At 65.8% G+C, this 13,273-nt stretch carries 13 protein-coding genes and 1 riboswitch; of the genes, 10 read left to right on the top strand and 3 right to left on the bottom strand.

Translation table 11 applies throughout. The features are described from left to right. Positions 1 to 77: 77 nt before the first annotated feature. From CSW57_RS19385 to CSW57_RS19395, 3 genes are read left to right on the top strand one after another with little or no spacing between them, the layout of a single operon-like run. Complete coding sequence (locus CSW57_RS19385; protein ID WP_099384166.1) at positions 78 to 1,295, top strand: cysteine desulfurase family protein; 1,218 nt, start codon at positions 78 to 80, stop codon at positions 1,293 to 1,295. Then, a complete protein-coding gene (gene mnmA, locus CSW57_RS19390) occupies positions 1,295 to 2,443 on the top strand; it encodes a tRNA 2-thiouridine(34) synthase MnmA (protein WP_099384167.1) in 1,149 nt (382 codons plus the stop codon). The genes CSW57_RS19385 and mnmA overlap by 1 nt, the downstream gene beginning before the upstream one ends. Further along, positions 2,440 to 3,453, top strand: a complete 1,014-nt coding sequence (locus CSW57_RS19395; protein WP_099384168.1) for a vitamin-B12 independent methionine synthase — start codon at positions 2,440 to 2,442, stop codon at positions 3,451 to 3,453. The genes mnmA and CSW57_RS19395 overlap by 4 nt, the downstream gene beginning before the upstream one ends. Before the next feature lie 231 nt (positions 3,454 to 3,684). On the opposite strand, the gene CSW57_RS19400 is transcribed toward CSW57_RS19395, so the two are convergent. Further along, entirely contained in the window at positions 3,685 to 4,089 is a 405-nt protein-coding gene (locus CSW57_RS19400) for an MmcQ/YjbR family DNA-binding protein (RefSeq protein ID WP_030172100.1), read from the bottom strand. Positions 4,090 to 4,133: 44 nt separating this feature from the next. Continuing rightward, positions 4,134 to 4,348, top strand: a riboswitch (cobalamin riboswitch). Between the two features lie 124 nt (positions 4,349 to 4,472). Between CSW57_RS19400 and CSW57_RS19405 the strand changes: the two genes are divergently transcribed. From CSW57_RS19405 to ligA, 4 genes are all read left to right on the top strand, one after another. Then, positions 4,473 to 5,510, top strand: coding sequence for a FecCD family ABC transporter permease (locus tag CSW57_RS19405; RefSeq protein ID WP_099384169.1), 1,038 nt, complete (start codon positions 4,473 to 4,475; stop codon positions 5,508 to 5,510). Continuing rightward, positions 5,510 to 6,313: an ABC transporter ATP-binding protein gene (locus CSW57_RS19410; protein WP_099384170.1), complete on the top strand. Its 804-nt coding sequence runs from the start codon at positions 5,510 to 5,512 to the stop codon at positions 6,311 to 6,313. Before CSW57_RS19405 ends, CSW57_RS19410 begins: the two co-directional genes overlap by 1 nt. Next, positions 6,314 to 7,318, top strand: a complete 1,005-nt coding sequence (locus CSW57_RS19415; protein ID WP_099384171.1) for an ABC transporter substrate-binding protein — start codon at positions 6,314 to 6,316, stop codon at positions 7,316 to 7,318. Positions 7,319 to 7,411: 93 nt separating this feature from the next. Continuing rightward, the gene (ligA, locus tag CSW57_RS19420; protein ID WP_099384172.1) at positions 7,412 to 9,547 is read left to right on the top strand and encodes an NAD-dependent DNA ligase LigA; all 2,136 of its coding nucleotides are present in this window, start codon (positions 7,412 to 7,414) and stop codon (positions 9,545 to 9,547) included. A 23-nt stretch (positions 9,548 to 9,570) separates the two neighbouring features. Here ligA and CSW57_RS19425 read toward each other — a convergent pair whose 3' ends face one another. Continuing rightward, positions 9,571 to 10,236 (bottom strand): hypothetical protein, encoded by a 666-nt coding sequence (locus tag CSW57_RS19425; protein WP_062801115.1) that lies wholly within the window; start codon positions 10,234 to 10,236, stop codon positions 9,571 to 9,573. 68 nt (positions 10,237 to 10,304) lie between these two features. Continuing rightward, on the bottom strand, positions 10,305 to 10,646 hold the full coding sequence (locus CSW57_RS19430; RefSeq protein WP_099384173.1) for a YbjQ family protein: 342 nt from the start codon (positions 10,644 to 10,646) through the stop codon (positions 10,305 to 10,307). Positions 10,647 to 10,755: 109 nt separating this feature from the next. Here CSW57_RS19430 and CSW57_RS19435 point away from each other — a divergent pair, with 109 nt between their 5' ends. From CSW57_RS19435 to gatA, 3 genes are all read left to right on the top strand, one after another. Then, the gene (locus CSW57_RS19435) at positions 10,756 to 11,322 is read left to right on the top strand and encodes an antibiotic biosynthesis monooxygenase (protein WP_099384627.1); all 567 of its coding nucleotides are present in this window, start codon (positions 10,756 to 10,758) and stop codon (positions 11,320 to 11,322) included. Positions 11,323 to 11,429: 107 nt separating this feature from the next. After that, a complete protein-coding gene (gene gatC / locus CSW57_RS19440) occupies positions 11,430 to 11,729 on the top strand; it encodes an Asp-tRNA(Asn)/Glu-tRNA(Gln) amidotransferase subunit GatC (protein ID WP_030172075.1) in 300 nt (99 codons plus the stop codon). Next, entirely contained in the window at positions 11,726 to 13,219 is a 1,494-nt protein-coding gene (gatA, locus tag CSW57_RS19445) for an Asp-tRNA(Asn)/Glu-tRNA(Gln) amidotransferase subunit GatA (RefSeq protein WP_062801111.1), read from the top strand. Before gatC ends, gatA begins: the two co-directional genes overlap by 4 nt. Positions 13,220 to 13,273: the final 54 nt, after the last annotated feature.

Below are 13,273 nucleotides of genomic sequence, written 5' to 3' on the forward strand. Positions count from 1 at the left end.
ACGGTCCCGGTGTCGGGGCACCGTCCAGACGCCGGTGGAATAGAACCTGCTCTGCGAGCGGTTATCCTGGATTGGTTATGTACTCCTCCGACCGGGCCCCGATCTACCTCGATCACGCAGCGGCAACCTCGATGGTGCCTGCAGCAGTCGTGGCGATGAGTCAGATCCTGGGCACTGCGGGCAACGCATCGTCGCTGCACGCGTCGGGGCGGCGCGCCCGCCGGCACCTGGAGGAATCCAGGGAGTCCATCGCGGCTTCGCTGGGCGCGCGACCGTCTGAGGTGGTCTTCACCGGGGGCGGAACCGAAAGCGACAATCTCGCGGTCAAAGGCATCTTCTGGGCGCGGAACAGGCCGGGTTCGCCGGCCGCCGGCCGCCGCCGCATCATTGCGTCATCCATCGAACACCACGCCGTTCTCGACCCGGTGCTCTGGCTTGCCGACACCGAGGGAGCCGAAGTCACCTGGCTACCCGTCGATCATCTGGGTCTTGTCGACCCCGCAGATCTGCGGGCGGCGCTCACCGCGCATGCAGAGGACACTGCACTGGTCAGCGTGATGTGGGCGAACAACGAGGTCGGCACCATCGAGCCGATCGCGGAGCTTGCCGCGATCTGCCGAGAGTACGGCGTTCCCATGCATTCCGATGCTGTGCAGGCGGCCGGACACCTTCCGCTCGACTTCGCCGCCAGCGGCCTCTCGGCGATGAGCATCGCCGGACACAAGTTCGGTGGGCCCCACGGGATCGGCGCGCTGCTGCTGGGCCGCGATGTGGACTGCGTGCCGCTTCTCCACGGTGGTGGGCACGAACGGGACGTCCGCTCGGGTACCCCCGACGTCGCGGCTGCGGTGGGAATGGCTGTAGCACTTGAACATTCGGTGCGAGAGCTGTCGGTCACCGTGCCGGCAGTGGCGAACCTGCGTGACCATCTGTTCGCGGTGCTGACCGAGAACACCGACGACTGTGTGGTCAACGGACCCACCGGCTCGGCACGGCTGCCGGGCAACGTGCACGTGTCGTTTCCAGGCTGCGAAGGCGATTCGCTGTTGATGTTGCTCGACGCCAACGGCATCGAGTGCTCCACCGGCTCGGCGTGTACCGCAGGCGTGGCCCAGGCGTCTCATGTGCTGACCGCGATGGGCGTATCCACTGGGCGGGCCCGCAGTTCGCTGCGGTTCTCACTGGCGCCCTCGACAACCAGCGATGACATCGACGCCGTAGGCGCTGTCATCGGTGAAGTGGTCTCCCGCGCCCGCGCCGCCGGGATGGCCACGGCAATGGCAGGAGAGCGCTGATGCGAGTACTCGCAGCAATGAGTGGTGGTGTCGACTCGGCGGTGGCTGCCGCACGGGCGGTGGCCGCCGGACACGACGTGGTCGGGGTACACCTGGCCCTGTCCACTGCGCCCGGCGCACTGCGGACCGGATCCCGAGGATGCTGCTCGCGGGAGGACGCGTCTGATGCCCGGCGGGCCGCGGATGTTCTCGGAATCCCCTTCTACGTCTGGGATTTCGCCGACCGCTTCAAAGATGACGTCATCGACGAGTTCGTTGCGGCGTACGCGGCCGGGCAGACCCCCAATCCCTGCCTGACCTGCAACGAGAAGATCAAGTTCTCGGCACTGGCCGAACGCGCCATCGCCCTGGGCTTCGACGCGGTTGCCACCGGCCACTACGCACGGCTCGAAGGCGGCCGGTTGCGTCGGGCGGTCGACCACGACAAAGACCAGTCGTACGTGCTCGCCGTGCTGACGCCGGAGCAGCTGTCGCGGGCGATGTTCCCGGTGGGCGACACACCCAAGGGCCAGATCCGGGAAGAGGCCGCTGCGCGCGGCTTGTCCGTTGCCAACAAGCCCGATTCTCATGACATCTGCTTCATCCCCACCGGTGACACCCGGGCGTTCCTGGGTGCCACGATCGGTGTCCGGCCCGGAAAGGTCGTCGACGCCGACTCCGGTGCCGAACTGGCCCAGCACGAAGGCGTCCATGGGTTCACCATTGGACAGCGCAAGGGGCTCGGTATCGATGCACCGGCTGTCGACGGCAAACCGCGATACGTGACCGAGATCGATCCCGACTCCGGAACCGTGACGGTTGGTTCCTCCGAGCGTCTCCAGGTGTGGACGATCACCGCCCGCAAGGCCATCTGGACGTCCGGACACACTCCCACCGAACCGTTCGAGTGCATGGTCCAGGTCCGGGCACACGGCGGATTGGCGCCGGCCGTGGCCGAGGCCATCGAGCTTGAGCCTTCACACGGTGTCGACGGACAGGGCCCGGGTATCCGCATCACCCTGCGCAGCCCCCTCACCGGGGTGGCTCGCGGGCAGGCGGCCGTGCTGTACCAGCCGGATTCGGTGTCGGGTGACCTGGTCATCGGCAGCGGACGAATCGCGGTCACCGGTTCGGTCCCGTCGGATCTCGTCAGCAGCGCCACCACGTGACCGTCCTGCCGGCCGGCACCGGAACCGGTGTGGGGTCGATGCCGGGTACCGATCCGATCGAATCTGCGGGCATCAGCCTGGGCGAGTGCGAGCTGGCGTTTCTTCCCGAACTGCCGCAGCGCGGGCTCGGGGCCGACATGATCGGGCGGTCGGCTGCCCTGCTGGTGGACATGCCGATGGACACCGTGGCCTCCGGCTATCGCCTGTCGGCACGCAAATCCGGATTGACCCGCCGCGCGCGCGACTTTCTGAACGCCGACCTCGACGCCTTCGAAGAGGCCTGGGAGCGTGCCGGGATGGCCGCGACCGACCGCTTCGTCAAGCTGCAGGCGTGCGGCCCGTTCACATTGGCCGCGTCGGTGGAACTGCGCAACGGGCACAAGATCCTGCACGATGTCGGGGCCTGGTCGGATCTCGTGGATTCGATGGCCGAGGGCCTGCGAGTACACGCAGACGAGGTCCATCGCCGCACCGGAGCTCAGGTGATCGTTCAGATCGACGAGCCGATGATCGGGCGGGTGATCGAGGGCTCGGTGGAGCCGCTCACCCGTTTCGACATCATCAGGCCCGTACCCGTCGCGGTGCTCGCCGAGAAGTACGACGGTTTCATCGACGTCGTCGGCAGGCCGGTGGTGATGCACGACTGCTCGGCGAATATTTCTTGGGAGCTGTTGGAGCGCACCAGATTTGCTGCGGTCAGTGTCGATCTCGCCCAGATCCGCACGGTGGACCTCGACGGTATCGGGCAGCTGCTCGACGAGGGTCGGGACGTCATCCTTGGCGCCGTGCCGACGGCTGCTCCCGCAACCGAACTCGCCGCAGAACAGGTGGCCGCGTCGTGCGCCGCTCTGACCGACCGAATCGGGCTGTCCCGGAAGGTCCTGGCGGAGCAGATGGTGATCAGTCCCGCGTGCGGTCTGGCCGGTGCCGATGCCGCCTGGGCGAAGACGGCGCTCGCGCTGTGCACCACAGCGGCGGCCGGCTTGCTCGCCGACCCGACCGCGGTATAGCGACCCGGCCCGGTCGATCGGGAACATTCATCGTCTGCGCAGCCTCTGATGAGGTATGGACAACTTCGCCTGCCGCGCACGGATATGCGCGAGACCGACGCGGGTTCGAACCGCGATGCAGAGCGGCGCTTTCATTTGGCCGCTCCCGTGCCATGGCCGTGACGATGCGGGGCCCCAGCCCGCAGAGCACGGTGATGAGTTCGGCCCCGGCGCAGCAACCGAGCGATGACGTCAGGTCAGTTCGTCGGGGCGCTCGCCGGCATCGAGCCGGGCGATCAGCTTCTTGGTCGCGACAGAGCGGTAGCTGGCATCGAGTAGTTCGGCCACCTCCGTCCAGTCCGGCCGTGCCGACAGGTCGATCCCCATCCATCCGTACGGTCCCACGTACGCCGGATAGAAGAATCGCGAGTCTTGTTCCAGTGCAACGCGTTCGGTCTGCTCGACCTTGAACAGCAGCGATTGCTCGAACTGAGGTCCACCTTTGACCCCGCCGCCGTACATGCCGAACATCTTCCCGCCGCGGAATGTCGGGCGACCGTGTGCGATCTTCTCCGTCGCATCCGGGAACGCGAGTGCAATGGTGCGCAGTCGAATCAGGACCGGGTCGTCCTCGGAGTACATGATCGGGTGGGGCATGGCGACAGTCTAGAACCGGTGTCTGTTCGCGTGCCGGTGAAATGTTAGGTTGACCGGGCGTTGGTTTCCGTCGGTCAGTGACCGGCGGATCGTAAGAGGGAATCCGGTGAAGATCCGGAACTGCCCCGCAGCGGTGAGTGGAAACGAACGCGGTCACCAGCACTGGGTGTATGCCTGGGAAGCGACCGCCGGTAGGAGACACCGAATATTCGGTGCCATGTCCGCGAGTCCGAAGACCTGCCAACGCGACCGCGCCGCCGGCGTGGTCGCCCGTCGACTCCGAGGGACACGGTTGACGCGGTGATGGTGTGCTCGCGCGCGCCTTCATTCGCTGACGCATGCGTACGGGTCGGCCGGCATCGGGTACAGCGGAAAGTGCGGCGATGCGCCCTCATTCGGTGACTGCGTTGGTGGTCGAGTTGTGTTTCGCGCTGGTCGCCGTGTCAGTGGTGGCGCTCATGTTCGGTACCGTTCACGTCCCCTGGCGCGACACCACCTCGTTCCTCTGGGCCGAGTTGGTCGGAGGCGCAATATCCGCGGACGACGTGCCCAATTACCGAATAGTGGTCGATTCCAGAATGCCGCGACTGATCGTGGCACTGTTCGTCGGCGCCGGACTCAGTGCTGTGGGTCTGCTCGTACAGGCGATGGTGCGCAACGCATTGGCAGACCCGTATGTCCTCGGGATCTCCTCGGGAGCATCCGTGGGCGCGACCGCGGTTGTCCTGTTCGGCACATTCGGTGCGCTGGGTATCTACGCGCTGAGTACCGCAGCGTTCCTGGGCGCCCTCGGTGCCACCGCCCTCGTCTACCTGATGGCGAGATCGGCAGCCGGATTGGTGCCTCTGCGGCTCGTGTTGACGGGAACCGCTCTCGGATACGGTTTCTCGGCGGTCACCACCGTGCTGATCTTCATGGCACCGCAAGGTGACGGTGCGCGCAGCGTGATGTTCTGGCTCCTGGGGAGCCTGTCGGGTGTCAGCTGGCACATGGTTCCACTGGTGGTGGTCGTCGCCGTGGTGGGAATGGTGTCCATCGCCCTGTGTGCGCGACGCCTGAACGCGTTGTCGATGGGCGACGAGGTCAGTGCCGCACTGGGACTGAACGCGTCGCGGTTCAGGATCCTCCTGTTCGTCATCGCGGCCGCGATGACGGGTTGTTTCGTGTCCGTGTGTGGCGCGGTCGGATTCGTCGGTCTGGTCGTCCCACACGTGGCGCGACTGCTCGTCGGTGCCGATCACCGGCGACTCATCGTCGTGACGCCCTTGCTCGGCGCCGTCTTCCTCGTTTCCGCCGACCTGTTGTCGCGCACGGTGGTTCCGCCACAGGAACTACCACTGGGGGCGATCACCGCGGCAGTCGGGGTACCGGTGTTCGTGTTCTTGATGAGACGCCGTGATGCATCGATAGTGCAGACCTGATGCGGGTGCAGTTCGATCACGTGGACGTCGAGATCGGCGGCCGTGTGGTGGTGGGCGACATGAACCTGACCGTCGAGGCGGGTCAGTTCGTCGGGATCGTCGGGCCCAACGGCAGCGGCAAATCGACGACGCTGCGCTGTCTGTATCGAGCGTTGAAGCCGTCCGACGGTCTTATCACGGTGGGTGAGCGGGACATTCGTGCCATCAGCATGCGCGAGAATGCCCGTCAAGTGGCCGCGTTGACCCAGGACAACACATTGCATTTCGACTTCACAGCGCGCGAGGTGGTCGCCACCGGGCGATTGCCACACAGCGGGATCGTCGCCCGCGACCGTGCCGCCGAAGACGAAGCCATCGGGGAGGCGATGGACAAAGCCGATGCCGGGGGTCTGCGCTCCCGATTGTTCTCCTCTCTGTCCGGCGGCGAGAAGCAGCGCGTCCTGATCGCCCGTGCTCTGGCCCAGGAACCACAGGTGCTCGTGCTCGACGAACCGACCAATCATCTCGACGTGCAACATCAACACGGCGTGCTCGGCGCGGCAAAAGGGTTGGGCATCACGGTGATGGCGGCGTTGCACGATCTCAATCTGGCCGCGCAGTACTGCGACCGCGTCCTCGTGCTCGTCGACGGCGCGGTGGTGTGTGCCGGAACCCCTCTCGAGGTCTTCACCGAAGCCGTGATCAACCGGTGGTTCTCGATCGGCTGCCACATCGTCGCCCATCCCCGCCTCGGGGTTCCCCAGATCATCTTCGACGGGCTGCAGCCTGTGTCGAACCATGCCCTTCACCACGAGGAGCGCTGAATGTACCGAAATCGCCGTGCCCTTGCGATGATCGTGATGGCGGTGGCAGTCAGTGCGTGCGGCGCCGACGTGGAGCAGAAGGCCCCGTCCGGCGGGCCCACGGTGACGGTGACGAATTGCGGTGCGCCACTGACGGTATCGGGGACGCCGACTCGTGTGGTGACCAATGACACCGGCATCACCGAGATGATGTTCTCGCTCGGACTGGCCGACCGGCTCGTCGGGTACACCACCTATCCCGGCAAAGAACGTGACGTGCAGACCTCGCCCTGGAAGGCGGATTTCGAATCGACCCCCGAACTGGGCAAGGCATTCACCCGGGAGATCGTGCAGGCGGCCGACCCCGATTTCGTCTTCGCCGGGTGGAATTACGGCTTCCGGGAGTCGACCGGCATGACACCGGACTGGATCGAGCAGATCGGCGCCGTCCCGTACCAACTCACCGAGGCATGTCGACAGCCCGGAACAACGCGCCGGGGGATCATGTCGCCGTTCGATGCGCTCTATGCCGATCTGGAGAACCTCGGTGACATCTTCGGAGTCCGCGAACGTGCGGACGACCTGGTGGAGGAGTACCGGAACCTGGTGCGCGGGGTGAACGCGGCGGTGCCGCGAGACCGTGACCCGGCCAGGGTCTTCCTCTTCGACAGTGCCGCCCCCGAGCCCTTCACCTCGGGCAGAACCGCTGCACCCCAACAGATCATCACCGAGGCCGGTGGCCGCAACATCTTCGATGACCTGAACGACTCGTGGACCACCACCTCGTGGGAGGCCGCCGCCCAGCGTGATCCCGAGGTCGTCATCATCGTCGACTACGGGGCGGGGCCGGCCGACTCCGTCGCCGCGAAGATCCGTCAGCTCGAATCGCACCCGTTGATGTCGGGTTCGACCGCGGTTCGCGAGGGACACATCATGGCGCTGCCCTACGCCGCTCTGGTGGAGGGCCCCAGGAATCCGCAGGCTGTGGTCACGGTCGGGGGCTACCTACGATCCATCGGCCGCTAGAGCACTGCGGGGTCTCCACCGCACGGTCCCTGCCGATGGATCGAACCCCCCGAGTCCGGTTTCGGTGTCAGCCCTCTGGACTATCTTCGAGGGGTGGCCAACAGTGCAGACATCAGTGAGCAGACGCCCGCGGAGCCGACTCCTTCTGCGGCCAGAGAGCAGTGGTCGCAGCTGGCCGAGGAGGTGCGTGACCACCAATTCCGCTACTACGTGAAAGACGCTCCCGTCATCACCGACGGCGAGTTCGACACGTTGTTGCGCCGCCTGCAGGCCCTCGAAGACCAGTACCCGGAGTTGGCTGTCGCCGATTCGCCCACCAAGTTGGTCGGCGGTGGTTTCGCCACCGAGTTCAAGGCCGTCGACCATCTCGAGCGAATGATGTCGCTGGACAACGTGTTCGATGCCGACGAGATGCGCAGCTGGGTGTCTCGTGTCGAGGCTGACGCGGGCGCGGATCTGGAATACCTGTGTGAGCTGAAGATCGACGGCGTGGCCCTGGCCCTGGTGTACGAGAAGGGTGTCCTCGTGCGGGGCACCACCCGCGGCGACGGACGCACCGGCGAGGACGTCACGCTCAACGCCAAGACCATCGACGACGTACCGCACCGACTCACGCCGTCCGACGACTACCCGATACCCGACCTGCTCGAGGTACGCGGCGAGGTGTTTTTCCGAGTCGAGGATTTCGAGGCGCTCAACGCGTCGCTCGTGGAGGCGGGCAAGGCGCCGTTCGCCAATCCACGCAACTCTGCCGCCGGGTCTCTCCGTCAGAAGAACCCGCAGATCACCGCCAGACGACGGCTCGGGATGATCTGTCACGGGCTCGGCCGGATCGACGGAACGCCGCCCAAGACCCTCCATGACGCCTATCTGGCGCTGGGTGCCTGGGGGCTGCCGGTCTCCGAGCACACCACCAAACTCACGGGCGCCGACGCCATCCTGGAGAAGATCGCCTACTGGGGTGAACACCGCCACGACGTCGAACACGAGATCGACGGGATCGTCGTCAAGGTGGACGACATCTCGCTTCAACGCCGGCTGGGGTCCACCTCGCGCGCGCCGCGCTGGGCCATCGCGTACAAATACGCCCCCGAAGAGGCGACCACCAAACTGCTCGACATCTTGGTCAATGTCGGACGCACAGGTCGGGTCACTCCTTTCGCATCGATGAAGCCTGTTCTGGTGGCGGGCTCGACGGTCGGCATGGCAACGCTCCACAACGCATCCGAGGTCAAGCGCAAGGGCGTTCTGATCGGCGATACCGTCACCATCCGAAAGGCCGGCGACGTCATCCCCGAAGTACTCGGCCCTGTGGTCGACCTGCGAGACGGCACCGAACGCGAGTTCGTGATGCCTACGCACTGTCCCGAATGCGGCACCGAATTGGCGCCGCAGAAGGAGGGTGACGCCGACATCCGCTGTCCCAACAGCAGATCGTGCCCGGCCCAGCTGCGAGAGCGACTGTTCCACATCGCCGGTCGCGGATCATTCGACATCGAGGCTCTCGGATACGAGGCTGCCACCGCGCTTCTGAGCTCCGGGGTGCTCGACAATGAGGGTGATCTGTTCAGCCTGACCGAGGACGATCTCCGCAAGACCACTTTGTTCACCACCAAGTCGGGGGATCTCTCCGCGAACGGTAAGCGGTTGCTCGCGAATCTTTCTGCGGCCAAGAAGGTACCGCTGTGGCGGGTATTGGTCGGGTTGTCGATCCGGCACGTCGGCCCGAGTGCCGCACGCGCTTTGGCCACTGAGTTCGGCAGCCTGGAGGCCATCGAATCGGCAACAGCCGAGCAGCTCGCCAGCGTGGAGGGTATGGGTAATACGTTGGCGCAGAGCGTCGCTGAGTGGTTCACGGTCGACTGGCATCGTGAGATCGTCCGGAAGTGGCGTGAGGCGGGTGTGCAGCTGGAGGACGAGCGCGACGCTTCCATCCCGCGCACGCTGCAAGGCCTGAGCATCGTGGTCACCGGTTCGCTGCAGGATTTCTCCCGCGACGGCGCCAAGGAGGCCATCCTGGTGCGCGGGGGCAAGGCGTCAGGGTCGGTGTCGAAGAAGACGGCCTATGTCGTCGTCGGGGATTCGCCCGGTACTAAGGCGGACAAGGCCGAACAGCTCGGCGTACCCATTCTCGATGAAGACGGGTTCAAAAAGCTTCTGGCAGAGGGTCCTCCGCCGCCGGAGACCGAGGAATCACCTGCCGACGTGAACGAAGATGAAGCGCCGTAGGACTGATGACGCGGCCGACCGGGTCAGGGTTGTTTGAGCACCGTCGTGACGATCTTCGCGAGGTAGCCGATCCGGGCAATTTCGGACGGACGGAAGTCCGGGCCACCCGGTCGACCGAGGAGTAACGCCTTGCCCGGTGAACCGATGGGCGCGGCGGCCAGCCGAGTGTCCATGTCGCGCCAGGACTGCGGCACCCACGGCGATTCCGGATCCAGCTCGGCCTCGTGGTCGATCGGCAGCCAACTCGCATCGGTGAGTTGGGTTTCCGGGGCACCCGAGCTCCCGAAGAGCTGGATCGCCCCGTTGGCGCCTGAGGTGATGATGGTCGCCCATGCAACCCGCAGAACCCGGGGCGCCGCCTCGACCAGGACCTGCAGCCGATCGCGGCCGGCGGCCGCGATCTCGTTGACCAACTCGAGTTCCCGGTGGGTCTCGAGGATGCCGGTGTATGGGCGGATCGAATCCACCCGCACACCATCAACCTTTTCTGCGGCAGTGATCAGGGTGTCGGGCAGCGAGCTGCGCGGAACCTCGACGACGATGTCATCGACTGCGTACCCTTCGCCGCGTTCGACAACGTCGAGCGACAGGATGTCGGCACCGATCGAACCCAGGGAAACGGCCAGGAGGCCCAAGGATCCGGGTCGGTCCTGGAGGTAGACGCGCAGCAGATAGGACACGGTCGACATTCTCCCACCGGTACGTCGGCCCTGCCGTGTGGCGCGCCCTCAGTGGCCGGCGCGCGGTGGCCTGGCGATCAGGCCGGAGGAGTGGTCCCGGGGAGCGCTTGGACGCCTACTGCCGTGCCGTACGCGCACACCTCGATACCGGTTCCGCCGAACTCGGTGGTCTCGAACCGGAACGCCACCACGGCGTTCGCGCCGCGTTGCTGCGCCTCTGTCGCCAAGCGCTGCAGCGCTTCCTGGCGGCAATCGTGGAGTAGCTGTGTGACTCCCTTGAGTTCACCACCCGCCATCGCCTTGAAGCCGGCGCCGAGGTTCGATCCGATGTTGCGTGACCGGACGGTCAGCCCGAAGCACTCGCCGAAGGTGTAAGTGATCCGGTAGCCGGGGATGTCGTTCGTTGTGACGATGATCATGAACGAGACGATACGTCGGCGACCCATCATCCGCCCGTCGGATATTCGCCTGATCACGACGCGTGCCCAGGGTTCGAGGCGGTTGCCGGTCGGGCTCGATAATGAGCAGATGGCAATCGACGATGCGCGCGATCATTCCGACGTGACCACATCCGTGGCACGCCGGATCGAGCCTGATCGAGAACACGACTTCATCGCCTGGACCGACGCCGGAATCGCATTGGCGCGGACATTTCCGGGCTTCCTCGGCGGAGGGTGGTTGCGCTCGTCGAAGGTGCCCGGCGAGTACTACGTCATGTACCGGTTCGAGAATCAGGCACAGGTCGACGATTGGGTGTCGTCGCCGGTGCGCAAGGCCTGGCTCTCGCGTGGGGAGGGGATCGCGGTCGAGTACGCCACCCATCGCCTGTCCGGCATCGAAGGATGGTTCGAGCCACAGTCCACGTTGACGCAGGCGGTCCGCGTGATGGGCGCGCCGCCACCACGCTGGAAGCAGGCGATCACCATCTGGCTCGGCTTCTTTCCTCTCAGTCTGGCGATCAACATCGGCATCATCGCCCACCTGGGGGACACGCCGCTGGTGGTGAAGACGTTGATCGCCACATTGGTGAGCACACCGCTGATGGTGTACCTGCTGCTGCCGTGGATCACCGCGCGACTCAAACGCTGGTTGTAGGGCTCGCGGCACCTGAGGCGATCGGGGGACCGGCGCCGACTAGTCTGGATCGGGGTTCGGGCCGACATCATCGTGGGCCGCCCTCGAACAGAAAGGGTGCATCTCTCGTGTCTGCCATCTCGCGTGATGAGGTTGCGCATCTCGCCCGGCTGTCGCGGCTGGCGCTGACCGACGACGAACTCGACCACTACGCCGGTCAGCTCGATTCGATTCTGTCCCACGTCGCCAACATCTCGGAAGTCGCCGCGGCCGACATCCCCGGCACCGCACACCCGGCAGACATCGCCAACGTCTTACGGCCCGACACCATCGTGCCCAGCCTCACCACCGAGGAAGCCCTCTCGGGTGCACCTGCGGTCGAGCAGGGACGGTTCGCAGTGCCGCAGATCCTCGGAGAAGAACAGTGACCGCACCCACCCGCCAGTCCGGCGAGATCACCGGCTTGTCCGCCGCCCAACTGGCGGAGAAAATCCATGCCGGTGACCTGTCTGCCGTGGAGGTCACCAGCGCGCACCTCGACCGGATCGCCGAGGTGGACGGTGAGCTGAACGCCTTCCTGCACGTCAATTCCGACGAAGCACTGCAGGCGGCCGCGGCCGTCGACAAGTCCATTGCTGCGGGCGAGTCCCCGGCATCGCCGCTTGCCGGTGTCCCGCTGGCCCTCAAGGACGTGTTCACGACCACCGACGCGCCCACCACCTGTGGTTCGAAGATCCTCGAAGGCTGGGTACCGCCCTACGACGCCACCGTCACCTCACGGCTGCGTGCTGCGGGCATCCCGATCCTCGGCAAGACCAACATGGACGAGTTCGCGATGGGATCGTCCACCGAGAACTCGGCATATGGGGTCACCCGGAATCCCTGGGACACAACAAAGATCCCCGGCGGGTCGGGTGGCGGCAGCGCGGCGGCCCTGGCCTCGTTCCAGGCTCCGCTCGCCATCGGCACCGACACCGGCGGTTCGGTCCGTCAACCGGCCTCGGTCACCGGGACCGTGGGCGTGAAGCCGACGTACGGCACCGTCTCGCGGTACGGGCTGGTGGCATGTGCCTCGTCGCTCGATCAGGGCGGACCGTGCGCGCGCACCGTCCTGGACACCGCGCTCCTGCACCAGGTGATCGCCGGGCACGACCCGCGGGATTCGACGTCGATCGACCAGCCGGTCGGTGACATGGTCGCCGCCGCGAAAGCCGGCGCTTCGCAGGACCTTTCAGGTGTCAAGGTCGGCATCGTCGCCGAATTGCAGGGTGACGGTTACCAGGCCGGCGTGCTGTCCTCGTTCAACGCGGCCGTGGAGTCATTGCGTGAGCGTGGCGCCGAAGTGGTCGAGGTGTCGTGCCCGCACTTCACCTACGCACTCGGTGCCTACTACCTGATCCTGCCGTCCGAGGTGTCCAGCAACCTCGCACGCTTTGATGCAATGCGGTATGGACTGCGGGTCGGCGACGACGGCAGCCACAGCGCCGAACAGGTGATGGCAATGACCCGTGCGGCCGGCTTCGGTCCAGAGGTCAAGCGCCGCATCATGATCGGAACCTACGCATTGTCGTCTGGCTACTACGACGCGTACTACGGTCAGGCGCAAAAGGTTCGCACGCTCATCGCCCGCGACTTCGCCAAGGCGTACGAGACCGTGGACGTTCTGGTGTCGCCCACCACTCCGACAACGGCGTTCGCGATCGGTGAGAAGGTCGACGACCCGCTGGCCATGTATCTCTTCGACCTCTGCACCCTTCCGGTGAACCTGGCCGGCAACTGCGCCATGTCGGTGCCGTCGGGTTTGTCCGAGGACGATGGACTGCCCGTGGGACTGCAGATCATGGCTCCGTCGATGGCGGACGAGAGGCTGTATCGCGTCGGCGCCGCCTACGAGGCGGCCCGAGGCCCGATCGTCTGACCCCCACTCCCCGATGATGTGCCCTTCTGGCGACGAAAACCCCAGGTGGGGTGC

The organism is Williamsia muralis (assembly GCF_002735905.1).
In the GTDB taxonomy this organism is placed as follows: Bacteria; Actinomycetota; Actinomycetes; order Mycobacteriales; family Mycobacteriaceae; genus Williamsia; species Williamsia muralis_A.

What these genes read in the sequence shown, in the direction of transcription:
- CSW57_RS19385 (WP_099384166.1), top strand. Translation starts at nt 78, where the DNA reads ATGTACTCCTCCGACCGGGCCCCGATCTACCTCGATCACGCAGCGGCA.
- mnmA (WP_099384167.1), top strand. Translation starts at nt 1,295, where the DNA reads ATGCGAGTACTCGCAGCAATGAGTGGTGGTGTCGACTCGGCGGTGGCT.
- CSW57_RS19400 (WP_030172100.1), bottom strand. Translation starts at nt 4,089, where the DNA reads ATGCCCCACCCGATCATGTACTCCGAGGACGACCCGGTCCTGATTCGA.
- CSW57_RS19405 (WP_099384169.1), top strand. Translation starts at nt 4,473, where the DNA reads ATGCGCCCTCATTCGGTGACTGCGTTGGTGGTCGAGTTGTGTTTCGCG.
- CSW57_RS19410 (WP_099384170.1), top strand. Translation starts at nt 5,510, where the DNA reads ATGCGGGTGCAGTTCGATCACGTGGACGTCGAGATCGGCGGCCGTGTG.
- CSW57_RS19415 (WP_099384171.1), top strand. Translation starts at nt 6,314, where the DNA reads ATGTACCGAAATCGCCGTGCCCTTGCGATGATCGTGATGGCGGTGGCA.
- CSW57_RS19425 (WP_062801115.1), bottom strand. Translation starts at nt 10,236, where the DNA reads ATGTCGACCGTGTCCTATCTGCTGCGCGTCTACCTCCAGGACCGACCC.
- CSW57_RS19430 (WP_099384173.1), bottom strand. Translation starts at nt 10,646, where the DNA reads ATGATCATCGTCACAACGAACGACATCCCCGGCTACCGGATCACTTAC.
- CSW57_RS19435 (WP_099384627.1), top strand. Translation starts at nt 10,756, where the DNA reads ATGGCAATCGACGATGCGCGCGATCATTCCGACGTGACCACATCCGTG.